Source organism: Alteromonas sp. S005 (genome assembly GCF_036864475.1).
GTDB lineage: Bacteria > Pseudomonadota > Gammaproteobacteria > Enterobacterales > Alteromonadaceae > Alteromonas.
The window spans coordinates 97,435-114,483 of sequence record NZ_JAZETN010000017.1; the positions used below are offsets into that span (position 1 = coordinate 97,435).

At 42.8% G+C, this 17,049-nt stretch carries 19 protein-coding genes; 4 read left to right on the forward strand and 15 right to left on the reverse strand.

What is annotated here, in order from left to right:
• Window positions 1–220: 220 nt before the first annotated feature.
• The 10 genes from uspE to ccoN all read right to left on the reverse strand — a co-directional run bounded on the left by uspE (window position 221) and on the right by ccoN (window position 9,399).
• Window positions 221–1,144, reverse strand: a complete 924-nt coding sequence (uspE, locus tag V7R55_RS16935) for a universal stress protein UspE (protein WP_334060437.1) — start codon at window positions 1,142–1,144, stop codon at window positions 221–223.
• A gap of 293 nt (window positions 1,145–1,437) precedes the next feature.
• Window positions 1,438–2,178, reverse strand: coding sequence for a fumarate/nitrate reduction transcriptional regulator Fnr (gene fnr, locus V7R55_RS16940; RefSeq protein ID WP_334060438.1), 741 nt, complete (start codon window positions 2,176–2,178; stop codon window positions 1,438–1,440).
• 45 nt (window positions 2,179–2,223) lie between these two features.
• Window positions 2,224–2,883 carry a sulfite exporter TauE/SafE family protein gene (locus V7R55_RS16945; RefSeq protein ID WP_334060439.1) on the reverse strand — a complete coding sequence of 220 codons (660 nt, stop codon included), beginning with the start codon at window positions 2,881–2,883 and terminating at the stop codon, window positions 2,224–2,226.
• On the reverse strand, window positions 2,870–3,100 hold the full coding sequence (gene ccoS / locus V7R55_RS16950; protein ID WP_014949594.1) for a cbb3-type cytochrome oxidase assembly protein CcoS: 231 nt from the start codon (window positions 3,098–3,100) through the stop codon (window positions 2,870–2,872). The genes V7R55_RS16945 and ccoS overlap by 14 nt, the downstream gene beginning before the upstream one ends.
• A 1-nt stretch (window position 3,101) precedes the next feature.
• Window positions 3,102–5,516: a heavy metal translocating P-type ATPase gene (locus tag V7R55_RS16955; RefSeq protein WP_334060440.1), complete on the reverse strand. Its 2,415-nt coding sequence runs from the start codon at window positions 5,514–5,516 to the stop codon at window positions 3,102–3,104.
• Window positions 5,516–5,995, reverse strand: coding sequence for a FixH family protein (locus V7R55_RS16960; RefSeq protein ID WP_334060441.1), 480 nt, complete (start codon window positions 5,993–5,995; stop codon window positions 5,516–5,518). Before V7R55_RS16960 ends, V7R55_RS16955 begins: the two co-directional genes overlap by 1 nt.
• 216 nt (window positions 5,996–6,211) lie before the next feature.
• Window positions 6,212–7,165 (reverse strand): cytochrome-c oxidase, cbb3-type subunit III, encoded by a 954-nt coding sequence (gene ccoP, locus V7R55_RS16965; RefSeq protein ID WP_334060442.1) that lies wholly within the window; start codon window positions 7,163–7,165, stop codon window positions 6,212–6,214.
• A gap of 16 nt (window positions 7,166–7,181) precedes the next feature.
• Entirely contained in the window at window positions 7,182–7,343 is a 162-nt protein-coding gene (locus V7R55_RS16970; protein ID WP_014949591.1) for a cbb3-type cytochrome oxidase subunit 3, read from the reverse strand.
• A gap of 1 nt (window position 7,344) precedes the next feature.
• On the reverse strand, window positions 7,345–7,950 hold the full coding sequence (gene ccoO / locus V7R55_RS16975; RefSeq protein ID WP_014949590.1) for a cytochrome-c oxidase, cbb3-type subunit II: 606 nt from the start codon (window positions 7,948–7,950) through the stop codon (window positions 7,345–7,347).
• Between the two features lie 15 nt (window positions 7,951–7,965).
• The gene (ccoN, locus tag V7R55_RS16980; protein WP_014949589.1) at window positions 7,966–9,399 is read right to left on the reverse strand and encodes a cytochrome-c oxidase, cbb3-type subunit I; all 1,434 of its coding nucleotides are present in this window, start codon (window positions 9,397–9,399) and stop codon (window positions 7,966–7,968) included.
• Between the two features lie 229 nt (window positions 9,400–9,628).
• Between ccoN and V7R55_RS16985 the strand changes: the two genes are divergently transcribed.
• A complete protein-coding gene (locus V7R55_RS16985; protein WP_334060443.1) occupies window positions 9,629–10,108 on the forward strand; it encodes a hypothetical protein in 480 nt (159 codons plus the stop codon).
• Window positions 10,109–10,224: 116 nt separating this feature from the next.
• Here V7R55_RS16985 and bfr (V7R55_RS16990) read toward each other — a convergent pair whose 3' ends face one another.
• From bfr (V7R55_RS16990) to V7R55_RS17000, 3 genes are all read right to left on the reverse strand, one after another.
• Window positions 10,225–10,692 carry a bacterioferritin gene (gene bfr, locus V7R55_RS16990; protein WP_014949587.1) on the reverse strand — a complete coding sequence of 156 codons (468 nt, stop codon included), beginning with the start codon at window positions 10,690–10,692 and terminating at the stop codon, window positions 10,225–10,227.
• Window positions 10,692–11,168 (reverse strand): bacterioferritin, encoded by a 477-nt coding sequence (bfr, locus tag V7R55_RS16995; protein ID WP_014949586.1) that lies wholly within the window; start codon window positions 11,166–11,168, stop codon window positions 10,692–10,694. The genes bfr (V7R55_RS16990) and bfr (V7R55_RS16995) overlap by 1 nt, the downstream gene beginning before the upstream one ends.
• A 134-nt stretch (window positions 11,169–11,302) precedes the next feature.
• Entirely contained in the window at window positions 11,303–12,874 is a 1,572-nt protein-coding gene (locus V7R55_RS17000) for a cation:proton antiporter family protein (RefSeq protein WP_334060444.1), read from the reverse strand.
• A 330-nt stretch (window positions 12,875–13,204) separates the two neighbouring features.
• Here V7R55_RS17000 and V7R55_RS17005 point away from each other — a divergent pair, with 330 nt between their 5' ends.
• Window positions 13,205–14,836, forward strand: a complete 1,632-nt coding sequence (locus tag V7R55_RS17005) for an FMN-binding glutamate synthase family protein (RefSeq protein WP_334060445.1) — start codon at window positions 13,205–13,207, stop codon at window positions 14,834–14,836.
• Between the two features lie 108 nt (window positions 14,837–14,944).
• Here the strand turns inward: V7R55_RS17005 and V7R55_RS17010 are convergent, their stop codons facing one another.
• Window positions 14,945–15,418, reverse strand: a complete 474-nt coding sequence (locus V7R55_RS17010) for a c-type cytochrome (RefSeq protein WP_334060446.1) — start codon at window positions 15,416–15,418, stop codon at window positions 14,945–14,947.
• 175 nt (window positions 15,419–15,593) lie between these two features.
• On the opposite strand from V7R55_RS17010, the gene V7R55_RS17015 reads away from it, so the two are divergent.
• Together V7R55_RS17015 and V7R55_RS17020 are read left to right on the forward strand one after the other, a co-directional pair.
• On the forward strand, window positions 15,594–16,016 hold the full coding sequence (locus V7R55_RS17015) for a universal stress protein (RefSeq protein WP_334060447.1): 423 nt from the start codon (window positions 15,594–15,596) through the stop codon (window positions 16,014–16,016).
• 122 nt (window positions 16,017–16,138) lie between these two features.
• Entirely contained in the window at window positions 16,139–16,495 is a 357-nt protein-coding gene (locus V7R55_RS17020; protein WP_334060448.1) for a diacylglycerol kinase, read from the forward strand.
• A gap of 37 nt (window positions 16,496–16,532) precedes the next feature.
• Here V7R55_RS17020 and V7R55_RS17025 read toward each other — a convergent pair whose 3' ends face one another.
• Window positions 16,533–16,883, reverse strand: coding sequence for a hypothetical protein (locus V7R55_RS17025; RefSeq protein WP_334060449.1), 351 nt, complete (start codon window positions 16,881–16,883; stop codon window positions 16,533–16,535).
• Window positions 16,884–17,049 lie beyond the last annotated feature (166 nt).

The following is a 17,049-nucleotide window of genomic DNA, read 5'->3' on the forward strand; positions in this document are numbered from 1 at the left end:
TTGGTTTGTGATAAAGACGTCATTATACATTAAAGCGCCTTTTCGCGACTACGGCTGTGAGCTTAAATTTATCGAGCGAGATTAAAAATTGGTTTGAGCGTAAATCATCGTCCCCCGCGATTATGTACTGAAAATATCACTTTTGTGAAGAAAACCACGTATCAACCCGTTAGGGATTGATACGTTGTATCGCTAAGTTTTAGCAAAGCTAGCGGGTGTTCTACACGGTTAACGGTGATTCAAACCCATCCGGCTTGATAGCAAGCACGTCACAATTTAGTTCGTCGATAACGTGTTCTGCAGTATTGCCAATAAGCGCTGCCGAAATACCCACACGGCCAACGGTGCCAATAACTACAAGCTCTGCATCTAACTTTTCTGCGACCTGCGGAATGACTTTTTCAGGTAAGCCTTCCTTCACCACACACTTATCTTCAGGAATACCGTACTTCAGTGCGTGACTGCGCATTTCTTTAGCATGATGGTTTTTTACCGCATCGTGATACGTGTCAGGGTCAAACTCTGGGACTTCAATGGCAATGTTTAGGGGAGTTGAAGGGTAGCTGTTTACTAAATTAACCTTACCTTTGAGTAAAGAAGCGTAGTCGTTAGCGATTATCGTAAGCTTGTCGTTCAGTGCAGCGTGTTCATCATCTTCAGTCCCTACATTTACCGCGGCAATAATTTCACCGCCTTCTGGCCAATCATGTTCTTTTACGAGTAGAACGGGGCGAGGGCATTTTCGCATTAAATGCCAGTCTGTAGGGGTAAAGATCACAGAGGCGAGATCGTCATGTTTTTTAGTGGCTTTTACCACTAAGTCGATTTGGTTGTTAAGGGCGAAATAGATAATGGATTCATAAGCACGGTTGTTCCATTCAACCACAATATCGGTCTCTGAGAAGCCTTGCTCTTTTAGCTGAGCAGATAGCCATTTGGCGTGCTCTTTTGTAACGGCATCTCGCATAGATTCGCGTTCATCAGGGCTCAGCATGGTTGTCATGTCATAAGACAAATCATATACCACCATCATAGCGGTAACCGTGGCGCCTGTTTTTGAAGCAAGTTCATAGGCACGGCTTAGCGCGGGCTGATTATCGCGTTCCGCGTCTATCACGGCAAGAATTCGTTTACATTCAATCATAACGTCTCCTCAACTACAAAGCTTTGTATGGCTGTCGACATCGAAATTGTTTTAAAACAGTTCATATAAACTATTTACATTAACTATAAACGACATTTGGAAAAAAGTGAGTTGTTTTGGATCAAGGCGTAAACAATTCGTTGATAAACAAAAAGGCTACATTGAATACTACGGGGGCTTTTACGCAAAACGAATTGGTATCGCGTAACTCAATGAGGGAATACAGTGAAATTTTAAAGATTAAAACTAAAAAGCGCGCATGTAGCGCGCTTAAGGTAAAAAAAAAGAATAAATTAACTGTTACAGACTACGCTAGGACCATTTAGCGCTTCAAGTTTGGTGTTCAACCGATCAAAATCCAAAATAGAGATCAATTTACCGTCAACCTTGATAATGTTTTCCTTCTGAAAACGGCTCAGTAAACGGCTAATGGTTTCTATCGTTAAGCCTAAGTAGTTGCCGATTTCGTTACGAGTCATTGTAAGGTGAAACTCTCTGTGTGAGAAGCCACGCTCTTCGAAGCGCTGTGAAAGATGCGATATAAAATATAGCAAACGCTCTTCAGCAGTTCGCTTATTTAATAGCATGATCATGTCGTGATCTTGTTTTATCTCCGCGCTCATAAAGCTCATGATTTGATGGCGTAGCTTAGGAAATTGAACCGACATTTCATCAAGGGTTTCATATGGCAGTTCACACACCATGGCAGTTTCTAACGCAGAGGTATAGCTTTGGTGTTTGTTCTCTCTTAATGCATCGAAACCGATAATGTCACCAGGAAAGTGGAAGCCGGTAATCTGTTCTTCACCTTCTTGATTAGTTACAAACGACTTAAAAGACCCCGTTCTTACTGCAAAAAGAGAACGAAATTTATCGCCAGTTTGAATGAGCGTATCACCTTTATGAAGCGGTTTCTTGCGCTCAATGATATCGTCAAGAGACTCGATTTCTGTTTTGTTCAGCGCCACGGGTAAGCACAAGTGACTGAAGCTACAGTTTTGACAGTGTATAGAAAATTGGCTTCCTTTGCTCATAATGCATGCTCTCTTAAAGAATACTCGCTCATAATACACATATTTTTAAACGATTGCGCCATGAATAAGATAAGCCGCATATATGGCCATTATTACTGCAATGACTTGTCTCACGTTATTGTTTTGAAAACTTCGAACAATATATTGGCTACCAGCGCTTGCGGCGAGCAAGGTGGGTAATGTACCCAAACCGAAGAAGAACATAATAGCAGCGCCTTCTAGCGCATTACCCGCCGCGAGAGACCAGGTAAGCGTGGAATACACCAAACCGCAAGGAAGCCAACCCCAAATAAAACCATAAGGCAACGCACTTAAAGGGGTCTTAAATGGCAAAAAGCGTTTTGAAAGCGGCTGGACTTTGGAAAATAGGCCTTTACCCGCATTTTCTAGCACCGTTAAACCTGTCCACCACTTACCCAAATAACACGCCAGTAGAAGCAACATGATTCCGCTAAGTAGGGAAAGGGCATAGTTGGCAAGCGGTATATAGTCTGCTGCAATTTTTCCAAGTGCCGCGGTTATTGCTCCGGCGATGGTGTAGCTCACTATACGTCCGATGTTATAGGCAAGGGTATAAGGTAGTGCTGAAGCGCCTTTAGGGGATACCATCCTTAGCGCAGCAACAATTCCACCGCACATTCCCACACAGTGAACTCCGCCGGCTAAGCCGATAAGAAAGGCAGAGAAGTAGTTAATCCCTTCCATGTGGCGCTTGGCTTTTGTCTACTTTACTGTCTTGAAGTTGCTTGCGTTGCTCAGCTAGCTTTTTTTCTTCTGGCGGCAGATCATCGTCAAACAGTATGCTATAACCTTGGCGATCTAAATCTTCAAACTGATTGGTTTTCACCGCCCAGAAGAATATCACAATAGCTACAGCTACTATGATTATGGCGATTGGAATTAATACGTAAATAATGCTCATACTATTTGCCTAAAAGTCGCGTAGAGTTTGAAACTACTATGATGCTGCTTAATGACATACCAACAACCGCCATCCAAGGCGAAAGAAGACCTGACACGGCGAAAGGCAGAATCAAGATATTATAACCCACTGACCACCCAATATTTTGTCTTATTTTTTGCTTCACCTGATGAGATGTGCGAATAAGTTCTGGTACAGAAAGCAGCTGATAGCCAAGCAGTATAACGTCGGCGGCAGTTTTAGCCACGTCTGTGGCATTACCCACTGCAATCGCCACATCAGCGCTGGCAAGAACAGGCGCGTCATTTATACCATCACCCATCATCATTACCTTGGAGCCTGTTTGCTGCATGGCTTGTACCGCTTCGTATTTCTGCTCTGGTGTAAGTCCACCTTTAGCAGTGGAAATTGGTAAAGGCTCGGTGAGAGAGTCAACGTTTTTCTGTGTATCGCCGCTTAGTACAGCAAGGGTATGACTTTTTGCCAATATATCGAGGGTTTCTTGGGTATCGTCACGCAGCGAGTCACGAACTTCAAACGCTGCCATGATACGCCCTTTTACAGTAAGAAACACATTAGCCGTGGGGCAACCCTCTATAAATGATTGCTGTGACTCGTGAACACTGAATGCTGCAGAGCCCATGGAAAATAGCGTATCGTTAATTTCACCGCTAATTCCGCCTCCTGGTGTGACTGTAAAATTAGACACTTTGTGTAGGGTGTTGCCGCTAGGCGTTTTACCACCGTTAAAGGCTTTAGCAATAGGGTGCTCAGAGCGAGATTCAAGTGCGCGGGCAATGGAAAACGCGCTGTCGCTGTCTACGCCGTCAGCATACCAAGCGTTTGAAATAGTGAACTTACCTTGTGTGAGGGTACCGGTTTTATCAAGCGCAATGGTGTCAATATCAGTTATTTGCTCTAGGGCGTCGGCGCGTTTTAGCAAAATACCCTGTTTGTTTAATTTCGCCATAGCGCAGGTTAGCGCCGATGGTGTAGCCAAACCTAATGCACAAGGACAGGTTGCAACCAGTACCGAAATGGTTATCCAAAATGCATCATCACTGCCGTTATAGGCCCAAAAGGTGTAGGTTAACGCTGAAATCAACAGTACCGCAGTTACAAAATATCGAGAAAAATTATCGGCTAACTGTGCTGCTTTGGGCTTGCTTGCCATGGCGCTTGCCTGAAGCCTTACAATTTGATTTACCAATGCATTTTTGAGAGTTTGCGTAACCGTAATGGTCAAGCTACCATCTTGGCAGACTGTACCACCGTACACAGGGCTTTTGCTTGTTTTGCGCACAGGATTAAATTCACCGGTAAGCATAGACTCATCAACCGCCGCGTTTCCTTCTGTAACTAGGCCGTCAATGGGAATAGTTTCCCCAGGCTTAACCAATACAACATCGTCGACTTTTAGCTGTTTTGCTAAGCATTCAGCAATACTTCCATCTGGCATCAATTTAGTCGCTGAAACAGGAACGTACTGCATCATATTGGCAGAGATCTGTGCCGCTCTGTGACGACTGCGATGTTCTAAAAATCGGCTAAGTAATAGCAGGAAAATGAACATACAAATGGATTCGAAATACACTTCGCCTTGCTCCAACATGGTAGAGCGAATACCGGCGATATAGGTGCCAAAGATGGCCAGTGTAACGGGGACATCCATATTAACTGTTCGTGCGCTCAGCGCTTTAGCTGCACCAACGTAGAATGTGCTACCAGAATACAGCACAACCGGGGTGGTGAGCGTAAGGGCAACCCAGTAAAAATACTGTCGAGTTTCTAATTCGATAGCGCCAAACCAGTCAAAGTAAAGACCTGTCATCAGCATCATAACCTGCATGGTCATAATGCCTGCTAGGCCAAGCTTTTTTAGAAAAGTCTTTTGTTCGCGTTTATAACTGGCTTCGTGTTCGTCGGGGTGAAATGGTGAGCCAATGTAGCCAATGCGTTTTAGCGTAGACAGAATTTGGCTAAGCTTTATTTGAAACGGTGACCAAGTGACTAAAGCGCGGCGCTCTTGTACATTCACCGCGACTTGCTTTATTCCTTCTACTTTCGACAACTGCTTTTCGATAAGCCAGCCACACGCAGCGCACGTAATACCTTCAAGGGTTAATTGAATCTGCTTGTTTTGACCTTCTTCAAACACGAACTCTTCCTGAAGGGAAGGGTCGTCATAGACTTTTAGCTTATCTAACGTTTCTAAAATACCGTCGTCAGATTTTTGTGCAGGCTCTGTTCTAAACTGGTAATAATCCTCTAGGCCGTTATCGACGATAGCTTCTGCGACTGCTAAACAGCCTGGGCAGCACATATCCCGTTGTTGCCCTAATATGACGGTAGTAAATTTTCCATCATCGGAGTCTGCCACTGGCAGTCCGCAATGGTAACAATCGTGCGCGGCCATTACGGATTAAAAATCATTTTGCCAGAGTGGGGCAGATAGACGGTATTTTGAATTTTCCAGCTATCATCAATAGGTGTGAGTGATATGCGCCACTTACCGTCTAGGTTTTCTTCGATAAAACCGCGATAAATACCATTAGCGTCTCGACTTAGTAAAACGCTGACATCACGTTCTTCAAGCGTGACGTGATAAAAACTTAGTTTAACCGCGTTACCTTCTTGAGGAATGCCCGAATGAAACTGCAGCGCAATGCTGCCATCTTCAATGGTTAAATCAGTAGTGATATTCATGCGACGGGCTATGGCTTCTTTGTCTAAACGCGCATTAATTGCTTTCCCTTCTTTGTAGTAGTCGTCTACTACAAGGCTATCTTCGGTAGAAATAGCAAGGTTTAGCAATACCCCACCCATAATCAGGGTAATGATGGGAACGGCAATTAAAAACCAGGGCCAGAACTCTTTATACCAGGGTCTATTCATCGAAATCTTTTCTCGTATTTACTTCACTAACAACATATTTATTTTTACTGTCCCAACTACACGTTAAGCCGGGAAATAACGATAAATATAGTGTTGGTGAGACATATTAAAAGTGAACAAAAGTTGCTTCCACAGCACTCTCTATATGGCTGTATTTTCTCATAAAAAAAGCCCCGTAGTAACGAGGCTTTTTAAGATATTTAATGATTTAAATCATTAATCATTTGAAAGGCTGTAAACATACGCTGCAACAACGTGAATTTTGTCATCACCCAAGGTTTTCTTGAATGAAGGCATTACACCGTTACGACCGTAAGTAAGCGTTTCTGTTACCGCTCTGTGGCTGCCGCCGTATAGCCAGATATTGTCGGTAAGGTTAGGTGCACCAAGCATTTGGTTACCTTTACCGTCCATGCCGTGACACGCAGCACACGCTGCGAAACGTGCTTTACCTGCTTCAGCAAGCTGAGGGTCCACATCGCGACCGCTTAAACTAAGTACGTAGTTAACCACTTCTTCGATACCGTCTTCACCCATAGCATCTAGCCATGCTGGCATAGCTGCTTTACGACCAAGCGTAAGAGTTTCAACGATTTTCGCACCTGAACCACCGTACAACCAGTCGTTGTCCGTTAGGTTAGGGAAGCCGCCATTTTGACCACGTGCATCAGAACCGTGACACTGAGAGCAGTTTTGTAGGAACAAACGCTGACCTACTTTATTTGCTTCTGGGTCTTTAGCCAGTTCTTCAACAGGAACTTGTGCATACGCTTCGAAGATCGGGTCGAACTTCTCAGCAGCAAAATCAAGTTCACGGTCATACTCCACTAAATAGCCTTGCTCTTTTGCGTCAATACGCGCTTGAACTGACTCTTCTAGCGACTGGATATTTTGGTTAGAGCTCTTCCAACCTAAAATACCTTCATACGCACCTAGGCCAGGATAAAGCGCTAGGTATAAAAAGCCCCAAACGATGGTCATGTAGAACATAATTGTCCACCAGCGAGGAAGTTGATTGTTCAACTCCTCAATACCATCGAATTCGTGGCCCATTGACTCACCTTCAGCTACGCCAGTCTTGTTAGAAAGGCACCAGCGAAGAAGGAAGTAGCAACCAATGATTAACCCTAGGGTTATCACTGAAATCCAAATTGTCCAAAACATACTCATGAGTTCGAGACTCCTGCTAATCTTCTTTTGATTTTTCTTTTTCTTCGTCTGCAAACACTAGGTTTGCAGCTTCATCGAATTTTTTCTTGTTACGGCTGCTAAACGCCCACCATACAACACCGATGAAGCTTACAAAGACGATGACAGTAAAAATGCTGCCTACAATTCCCTGGTCCATATTATTTCAAATGTGTGCCAAGAGATTGTAGATAAGCAATAAGGGCCTGCATTTCCGTTTTACCCTGTACTGCCGCTTTCGCACCCGCGATATCTTCGTCGGTATACGGAACGCCAAATCCACGGAATACTTCCATTTTTTCAGCTGTTAACTCGCCATTGAGCGTGTTTTCCGCAAGCCAAGGGAAACCTGGCATGTTCGACTCTGGTACCACGTTACGAGGATTAAGCAGGTGAACTCGGTGCCATTCGTCGCTGTAACGACCACCAACACGTGCTAGGTCAGGACCAGTACGCTTAGAACCCCAAAGGAAAGGGTGTTCCCATACTGATTCGCCAGCAACGCTGTAGTGACCATAACGCTCTGTTTCAGCGCGGAATGGACGGATCATCTGGCTGTGACAACCTACACAACCTTCACGGATGTAGATATCACGGCCTTCAAGCTCAAGCGCGGTATATGGACGTAAGCCTGTTACCGGTTCCATGGTTTGCTGTTGAAACATCAACGGCGTAATTTGAACCATGGCACCGAAGCTGATAGCGATAAGGATTAATACCGTTAACAGACCGACGTTCTTTTCAATTAACTCATGTGCGTTTTTCATTATTCGTCTCCTTTACTACGCCGGCTGAGTCGCTGGGTCTGCAGCGATACTGCCTTTAGGTGCACGAACGGTTTTCCATGTGTTGTATGCCATAACAAGCATACCTGCTACCACGAAACAACCACCAATGAAACGAACCACATAGAAAGGCTTAGACGCTTCTAATGACTCAACAAAGCTATAGGTTAACGTACCGTCAGCATTTACTGCGCGCCACATTAGACCCTGTAGTACACCAGACATCCACATTGCTACGATGTATAGAACAACACCGATAGTTGCGAACCAGAAGTGTACGTTAACTAGCTTGGTGCTATACATAGCGCGCTGACCGAATAGCACTGGAATTAAGTGGTAAATTGAACCAATTGAAACCATTGCAACCCAACCTAGGGCACCAGAGTGTACGTGACCAATTGTCCAGTCAGTGTAGTGAGACAGTGCATTAACGGTCTTAATTGCCATCATTGGACCTTCAAAGGTAGACATACCGTAGAAAGACAACGAAACAATTAGGAAACGCAATACTGGGTCGGTGCGAAGTTTATGCCACGCGCCAGATAGCGTCATAATACCGTTAATCATACCACCCCAAGATGGAACGAATAGGATAATAGACATCACCATACCTAGGGACTGAGTCCAGTCTGGTAGGGCAGTGTAGTGAAGGTGGTGAGGACCAGCCCAAATATACAGAGAGATAAGTGCCCAAAAGTGAACAATTGAAAGTCTGTATGAATAAACCGGGCGACCAGCTTGCTTAGGTACGAAGTAGTACATCATACCAAGGAAGCCCGCAGTTAGGAAAAAGCCTACCGCGTTATGGCCGTACCACCACTGCATCATGGCGTCTACTGCGCCTGCATACAGTGAATACGATTTAGTGAAAGATACCGGAATAGCCATGCTGTTACCAATATGAAGAATTGCAACAGTTAACATGAACGCGCCTAAGAACCAGTTTGCAACATAAATGTGCGAAACTTTACGGATTACTAGGGTTCCGAAGAAGTTAATGATATAAGCGACCCAAACCAGTGCCAAAAGGATATCAATTGGCCATTCTAGTTCAGCGTATTCTTTTGAGCTGGTTAAACCCATAGGCAGGGTGATAACAGCTAAAACGATAACGGCTTGCCAACCCCAAAAGGTAAATGCGGCAAGTTTGTCACTGAACAGTCTTACCTGGCAGGTACGCTGAACGATGTAGTACGACGTTGCAAATAGCGCACAGCCGCCGAAGGCAAAAATAACGGCGTTAGTGTGCAACGGACGCAAACGTGAGAATGTTAGCCATGGTGTGTCAAAGTTAAGCATAGGTGCAAATAACTGCGCGGCAATAAATACCCCTAGGCCCATACCAATGATACCCCAGACTATGGTCATGATGGTAAATTGCCTAACTACTTTATAATTGTAGTCAGGTTGTGCTTGGCTTATTTCACTCATTTTAATGAATCTTCCACTTCAAATGAACTATGGTCTCCAACTGCCGGAATAGTACGGTCGAGACGTGTATCAGCTAAGGAATAACGCTTCACACCGAGCTCGGAAAGAGTAATAATTATTGTCTCCAAGCCAGTTGGTACGCGGATGATAAGGTTTTTAATTACAAAAAGATACCATAAACTACCTAAGCTTGATCTCCGTCAATGAAGAAATACACAAAATTTAAGAAATGCTAAATAACGATAACAATAAACGATCAAAATTTTTACATTCCCAGCTTCCGCTAGTGGCAATTATCGTCGTAGCCGTATGCGTGTACCTTGCTCATAAATTCCAATCATCGGCATTAAAAGATACAAATGTAGTTAATGGAATAGGAAATAGCTGCAACTTTGTCAATGAAACTTGCGAATTCTTAATTGATGACAAGTTGGCCATTGCCACTTTTTCAACCATGCCTGAAGCCGAAGAGTCAGTAACGGTTAAGCTTTTAGTTTCTGAAGGAGAGGAAATAGAAAGTGCATGGATTGAAGGGGTAAACATGTATATGGGCAAAATTCCCGTGCTTTTAGATAACGACGGGGAAGGAAAATGGTCAGGTTGGTTTATGTTAGGAAGCTGTAGTGAGCCAGTTATGAAATGGCAGCTACGTCTAAATATTAAAGATAAAGACAGTCCCAGCTATTTGTATTTTGTTACGCAGCAGTAATTGTTTAAAATATAATCAGACTCTCTTTAATGAAGGGAGAGTAAACAAAAAAGGCCGCTGTTTTAAAGTGCGGCCTTTTATTAATTAGCTGTAAACTGTAGCGTTAACGCTATTTCTTACATTTGAGATTGAAGGTAGTTTTGAATACCTAGTCGCTTGATAAGACCTAGCTGCTGCTCTAGCCAGTGTGCATGATCCATCTCTGTATCGTCTAGTAGTACAATTAGCATGTCACGAGTTACATAGTCTTTCTCGGTTTCACAAAGCGCAATGACTTCACGTAACTTTGCATCAACTTCATATTCAACACGCAAATCGCTTTCTAGCATCTCAGGTACATCTTTACCCACTTTGAAGCCTGTACGCTTCGTCATGTCAGGCGTACCTTCTAAAAACAGCATGCGTTCAATAAGCTTAGTTGCATGTCCACGCTCATCATCAAATTCGTGGTCGATACGTTCGTATAGCTTGTTCAACCCCCAATCAAGATACATCTGAGAGTGAATGAAATACTGATCCATAGCAGCTAACTCATAAGAGAGTAGTTCGTTTAAGCCATTGATGATTGCTTGGTTACCTTTCATTAGTCATCTCCCATTACTTGCGCTTGTAGGTAGTTTTCTATACCCATAGCATCAATTTGGTATTCTTGCGTTTCAATCCAGTCTAGGTGCTCTTCTTCGTATTCAAGAAGGTCTTCAAGCAAATCACGAGAAACATAATCCTGCTTTTCTTCACATAGCGCGATAGCTTCACGAAGTAGTGGAAGCTGTTCTTTTTGAAAACGCGCATCACACGACAGCATTTCAACGGTATCTTCGCCGATATAAAGTTTGCCTAACGCTTGAAGATTAGGAAGGCCCTCAAGGAATAAAATGCGCTCGATAAGATCGTCTGCTTGCTTCATGTCCTTGATAGACTTTTTATAATTCTTTTCGTTAAGTTCAGAAAAACCCCAGTTTTTGAACATACGAGCGTGCAGAAAGTATTGATTTATCGAAGTAAGTTCACTTGTCAGTACTTCGTTCAATTTTGCAACAACTTGTTTATCACCTTGCATTGTGTAAACCCTATTAACGTATTTGCGTGAAGTTTAGTCTTAAAATGCATGCATGTCAAAAAAACCTTTGTAAAACAGGTGTTTACAAACGATAACGTTTCTCAATTCATCCATTGTTCGCATTTAGAACAGCATTACTGTTGAGCATGCGCATAGGCAAGACTTTCTTCAGCAAAACCAAGCCCTGCCTCGGTAAAGAAGTTAAAGACTTTATCTACACCATTTTCTAATAAATGTGACACTTCATCTTCATAGCGTGCAATGGCTGCAACTTTCCCAACATAGCCCGCGTTTTTAAGCTGACGTGTGATGTTTATTGAGTCCTGTATAGAAGGCAAAGCAAGCAAAACGAGCTGAATCTGTTTAATATCTAAATTATCCCACAAATCTACATCTTCACCGTCGCCGCATATTACGTTTAAGCCTTCGTCTGACAACTCTTTTACTTTTACTCGGTCGGCGTCCATTCCCCATACGCTCACATCACTTAATTTAGATAACGCATTGAAGGCACCGCGACCAACTCGTCCCATCCCCAACACTAAAAACTCCGCGTTGTGAAGAGTAGGATAAATGTCTTCTTTTAAGCGCTCGTTTTTCTCAAAACGTTTAATGGTGTGTTTATGATTGTGATATTGAGAATGAGAATTGCGATAGAGCACGCTGGTAATAACGAATGAGATAGAGACGGCTAAAGCAATCACCACTAACCAAGAGTTTGCCAATAAACCTAATGAAACGGCTAGCGCGCCAACAATAAGCCCAAATTCACTGTAATTTGAAAGCACCAAGCTGCTCAAGTAAGCCGTGCGACCGCGAAGGCGAAGTGACGTAAATAAGCCGAAAAAGAGTGCTGCTTTTAACGGTATAAATAAGCAGAACACGATAGCTAGGACAATCATACTGAGATCGGGAAGGGCGGTAAGACCGATAGTAAGGAAGAAACCGATTAAGAAGAGATCCTTAAAACTAAGCAGCGACTTCGCTAGCTCCGAAGCCTTTTCATGTTGCGCTAACATGATTCCAAAGACTAGAGCGCCTAAATCACCTTTAATGTTAACTAACTCAAACAAGTGATAGCCACCCAAAGCGAGGATAAAGCCAGTAAGCGGAAGCAGTTCACCATGGCCCGACTTATTAATCATTTTGTTTATGATTGGCATTGCTGGGAATAAGGCCAACAACGCAAGCGCCCACACAGAGGGGAGCTTTCCAGTTGCTGCAACAAGGAAGATAACAGCAAAAACGTCCTGCATAACTAAAATGCCTATAGCAAGGCGGCCGTGACGGGTTTTACTTTCACCGCTTTCTTCTAACACCTTAACTACACACACAGTACTGCTGAAACTAAGTGCAAATGCGATAAGCGTAGCGCTTTTCCAAGTAAGGCCGTCAACGAAATTGGCGGCAACAGCACTTATTGCATAAACACAACAAGTAATAACGCCCACCCATATTAAGGTGTGTGAAACACTTCCCGCCCAAACTTCTCGACGACTCAAATCGCGAATATTAAGTTTCAAGCCAATGGTAAAGAGCATAATAGTAATACCCAAATTGGCTATCTGGGTTAAGTCTTCAGTGAGTGTGTAACCTGCAAAGTTTAATAAAAAGCCAGCTACCAAATAGCCGACAAGAGGAGGGATGCCAATTAGTTTTACTGATAAGCCGCATATAAATGCGAAAAGAAGGAATGCATACTCCATGAATTACCTTTCAAAAATGTTGAACGTAAAATCCGTTGCCCTTTGCAGGTCACATTATTTTCAACCCAACATAAAAACACTGGGTGAACTTTATAAGCTAATGCTTGTAGACTAGCATGCAATAGCCTGTTTTCGCAGCTAAAAAAGTATCAATAAGTTAGTTTTTGGTAACGCGTAACCTTTGCGTTATTAAATATGGCTTAGTAGATTTAATCGCTTAATCAGTTGTTTATCGTTAAAGTGAACCTAGTTCTCGTTTTAAGGTGTATTGAACAGGGTTATAGGCATATTATCTGATTTTGATATGGCCGAACTTAAGAAGGACTTTGAATGCGTTTAACAATTTTAAGCATACTCATCTTGCTGGTCGCCCTTAATGTGGTGATTGGCATGTTGTGGGCGCCCGTGTGGTGGTTTTTACTTTTATCAGTCACGCTACTCATTTTTGGTCTATATGATGCCTTCCAAACAAAACATGCCATTTTAAAGAACTTTCCATTAATTGGCAGGGTACGATGGACCGTCGAGGGACTTAGGCCCTACATCCAGCAATACATTATAGAAACCGATACTGGCGGAGCACCTATTTCCCGCATGTTTCGTTCGATTGTTTATCAACGTGCGAAAAACAGTAGAGAAACAGTCCCTTTCGGTACACAACTTGATACTTATAAAGATGGCTATGAGTGGATTGGCCATTCTTTATCTGCTCGCGAAGTGGAAGACATGGATGAAGATCCCCGAGTGACGGTAGGTGGTCCTCATTGCAAAAAGCCGTATCGTGCAAGCATACTTAACATAAGCGCAATGAGCTTTGGAAGCTTGTCAAAAAATGCCATTTTGGCGCTAAATAAAGGTGCCGCAAAAGGCGGGTTTTACCATAACACAGGTGAGGGTGGTTTAACCCCATATCACCTCGAAAACGGTGGCGATATCGTCTGGCAAATTGGTACGGGATACTTTGGTTGTAGAAGCAAAGATGGCGGTTTCGATCCTGTTCTTTTTGAAGAAAAAGCTAAACTCGACAATGTAAAAATGATAGAAATAAAGCTAAGCCAAGGCGCTAAGCCGGGGCACGGCGGTATTCTTCCAGCGTATAAAAACACGCCCGAAATAGCGGAAATTCGTGGCGTTGAGCCTGGCACTCAAGTTGACTCTCCACCTAGACACAAAGCTTTTTCAACGCCGTTAGAAATGATTGATTTTATAAGCCAGTTACGAGAATTAAGTGGGTCTAAACCGGTTGGAATTAAACTTGCGCTCGGCCGAAAAAGTGAGTTTATTGCTATGTGTAGGGCCATGGTTAAAAAGGAGATTACGCCAGACTTTATAACGGTTGATGGCGGCGAAGGCGGTACAGGAGCGGCGCCACTCGAATACACCAACTCTATTGGATTTCCACTTCGTGAAGCACTAGCTTTTGTGGACGATTGCCTGACGGGTTTTGGCCTGCGCGACAAAATCAAAATAATTGCATCGGGTAAAATCATTACCGCTTTTCAGTTGGCTAAAAACCTGAGCTTGGGAGCAGATCTGTGCAACAGCGCTAGGGGAATGATGTTGGCACTTGGTTGTGTGCAATCGTTATCTTGCAATACAAATAAATGCCCCACCGGTGTGGCGACCCAAGACCCTAAATTAGCAAAAGGTTTAAACGTAGAAGATAAGTATGAGCGAGTCTACCGTTTTCATAAAAAGACAATTCATGCGCTGATGGATATCCTCTCGTCAACGGGCCATATTAAAACGAGTGAATTAAATCGTACTCACATATTTAGACGGGTTGATCAATGTAACGTCGCCCGTTATGACGAAATATTCCCGCTGGTTAAAACGGGCAGCTTTCTCAATGATGAGGTGCCGGATAGATTCAAACTACATTTTAAAGAAGCGAACGCGCAGAGCTTCATGCCGTGTAGCTTGTTAGCTGAAATAGAAAAAGAAACGAAGGACGTATCTTAATGCACAACTAAGATTAAGCTAGATGGAGTACGCCACCAAGCCATTCTACGGATAGTTAGCAAATCGTAGGTAAGGCTTAGTGGCCAAGTTTCACTAGAAATTGCGATGCTACTCGTTGGACTTTTCTGGGATACGTAATTGGTACAAGCGGTAGTCACTTGTTCTATAGGGTGTAACTTTATACTTGGGCTGTAGGTATGCAACTAAATCGATAAGTTCAGATACCGTCAACTCGTCATTTACAACCCGCATTAATGAAACTCCATCTTCACTCGTAAAGCTTGCAGGCTGACGAGGCGTGAGCTTGTGTGAAGGATTGATGATGCTAGTAACTAATTCCGCGTATGTTTTAATTCGGCCGCTACTTCCTCCAAGTGGAATTGGTTTTGCTACCAAATATTGAGTGTCTTCTGGCGCTTTTTCCCCAGCTATCCTATGACAGTCTTGGCACTGATACTTTTTAAATACCTGATAACCTTGCTCCATGTCACCCTCGGGTAGGCTAAAGCCGCGTGGCGACTTTGGCCCTTGGTCACAGGCAAAAAGTAAAAGCGTTGCTAAAAATATTATGGTTTTTTTCATATCATTTCCCCCACACGTGTAACGTTTGTAAAAAGCGATAAGCATGGGATTAAGTATGAACGAGTTTGAAGACTAAACATTGATTTAGCGCAAAGAACATATAGTTGTATGGTTCTACTATATTGGTGTATTGAATTCTGTAATGATCTTCATAAAAAAGCTGAGGAGAGCGAAAGTGCAGAGCTATGAAACTGTCCTAGTACCCATCGACGTATATTCTGATTACGAACTTGTGGTAGAAAAAGCAATTACTATTGCAGGTAACAGCCATAAAGTTCATTTACTATATGTTGCTTATCCACAAACTAACGTAGAGCCTTATGGGCTGTTTTTAGAAAGAGACTTTACCGAAGAGGTGAGAGAGCAAGCAGAGAGACAGTTAAAGGATGTTGCCGCAAAACACGATATACCTTACAGCCATATAAACGTAGAAATAGGCTCGCCGGCGGATGAAATTCATCACATGGCCGAAAAGATTAATGCGGACCTGATTGTAGTGGGTACCCATGGTCAAAGTGGGCTTCGTTTACTGCTAGGCTCAACAGCAAATGCGGTTTTGCATGGTGTGAAAACTGATGTACTAGCCGTAAAAGTGTAAATTAATAATAAGGTTGGTTAGCTTTAAAACCCTTTAATAATCAAAATACATGGCGTCATTTAAATGTAATGAATTTCGTTTAGCGTTCTAGCATGCAGTAAGTCATTTTGTAATTAATTAATATGATAACAAAGCGTACTGGAATCTTACGTGTAGTTTATGCCACTTATTTTTCTATGAAAGGGCTTCGTGCAGCGTTTTTGAGTGAAGCTGCCTTTAGGCAAGAGGTATTAGTACTTGTAATCCTAATCCCCATAGCATTTTGTGTAGATGTAACCAGTATTGAGAGGATCTTGCTGGTCATGTCTTTACTCATTGTTTTGATCACGGAGCTACTCAACACGGCTATCGAAAAACTATGTGATCATGTGAGTACTGACATTCATTTATTAATAGGACGTGCCAAAGATATTGGCTCGGCAGCCGTATTCATCAGTCTGATGTTGGCAGTGTTCACTTGGCTTAGTATTCTTTTCTAGTGCGTATTCTTGTCGATTGGCAAAGAAAAAAGCCCTTCTAAAGGGCTTTAATTTTTTGGACACAACACTCCAAAACCAAGGTGCGAATGGTGCTATCTAAATTCTTAATATGGGAGTAGTGCAGTGAAGTTTCGCCGCCTTTGTTAATATCTTTGATTGTAAATACCACATCGTCGTCACGAGAAGTAACACAAATGCGAACATAATCCTCTGACTGTGCCAGAGGAACATGAAGATATAAAGGCTCGTTGTTAGATTTTAAATAATCAATCGCAGCTTCTTGTGACTTAAAGGGGTCTTGCTTCTCTGGTTGAACTTTCCATGAAGAGGAAGGAACGACCAATTCTGCGAGTAATTTTCCATGCTTAGTATCAATACCGCTACTCATATATAACTCCTTTACTTTGGTGTTCTACCTATTTTTGTTAAACGCAATGTAGGAAAACTGCACCATAAATAAGCGTTAACAACTTAACTGTGTAATATAAATACGCACGTTTTACGAATTCAGATTGGTAGAGTAGCAAAGAGATTATGTGATTAAAAAATTATTA

Bases quoted from the DNA above. Each gene is read 5' to 3' on its own strand.
- uspE (WP_334060437.1), bottom strand. From the start codon at position 1,144: ATGATTGAATGTAAACGAATTCTTGCCGTGATAGACGCGGAACGCGAT.
- fnr (WP_334060438.1), bottom strand. From the start codon at position 2,178: ATGAGCAAAGGAAGCCAATTTTCTATACACTGTCAAAACTGTAGCTTC.
- V7R55_RS16945 (WP_334060439.1), bottom strand. From the start codon at position 2,883: ATGGAAGGGATTAACTACTTCTCTGCCTTTCTTATCGGCTTAGCCGGC.
- ccoS (WP_014949594.1), bottom strand. From the start codon at position 3,100: ATGAGCATTATTTACGTATTAATTCCAATCGCCATAATCATAGTAGCT.
- V7R55_RS16955 (WP_334060440.1), bottom strand. From the start codon at position 5,516: ATGGCCGCGCACGATTGTTACCATTGCGGACTGCCAGTGGCAGACTCC.
- V7R55_RS16960 (WP_334060441.1), bottom strand. From the start codon at position 5,995: ATGAATAGACCCTGGTATAAAGAGTTCTGGCCCTGGTTTTTAATTGCC.
- ccoP (WP_334060442.1), bottom strand. From the start codon at position 7,165: ATGAGTATGTTTTGGACAATTTGGATTTCAGTGATAACCCTAGGGTTA.
- V7R55_RS16970 (WP_014949591.1), bottom strand. From the start codon at position 7,343: ATGGACCAGGGAATTGTAGGCAGCATTTTTACTGTCATCGTCTTTGTA.
- ccoO (WP_014949590.1), bottom strand. From the start codon at position 7,950: ATGAAAAACGCACATGAGTTAATTGAAAAGAACGTCGGTCTGTTAACG.
- ccoN (WP_014949589.1), bottom strand. From the start codon at position 9,399: ATGAGTGAAATAAGCCAAGCACAACCTGACTACAATTATAAAGTAGTT.
- V7R55_RS16985 (WP_334060443.1), top strand. From the start codon at position 9,629: ATGCTAAATAACGATAACAATAAACGATCAAAATTTTTACATTCCCAG.
- bfr (WP_014949587.1), bottom strand. From the start codon at position 10,692: ATGAAAGGTAACCAAGCAATCATCAATGGCTTAAACGAACTACTCTCT.
- bfr (WP_014949586.1), bottom strand. From the start codon at position 11,168: ATGCAAGGTGATAAACAAGTTGTTGCAAAATTGAACGAAGTACTGACA.
- V7R55_RS17000 (WP_334060444.1), bottom strand. From the start codon at position 12,874: ATGGAGTATGCATTCCTTCTTTTCGCATTTATATGCGGCTTATCAGTA.
- V7R55_RS17005 (WP_334060445.1), top strand. From the start codon at position 13,205: ATGCGTTTAACAATTTTAAGCATACTCATCTTGCTGGTCGCCCTTAAT.
- V7R55_RS17010 (WP_334060446.1), bottom strand. From the start codon at position 15,418: ATGAAAAAAACCATAATATTTTTAGCAACGCTTTTACTTTTTGCCTGT.
- V7R55_RS17020 (WP_334060448.1), top strand. From the start codon at position 16,139: ATGATAACAAAGCGTACTGGAATCTTACGTGTAGTTTATGCCACTTAT.
- V7R55_RS17025 (WP_334060449.1), bottom strand. From the start codon at position 16,883: ATGAGTAGCGGTATTGATACTAAGCATGGAAAATTACTCGCAGAATTG.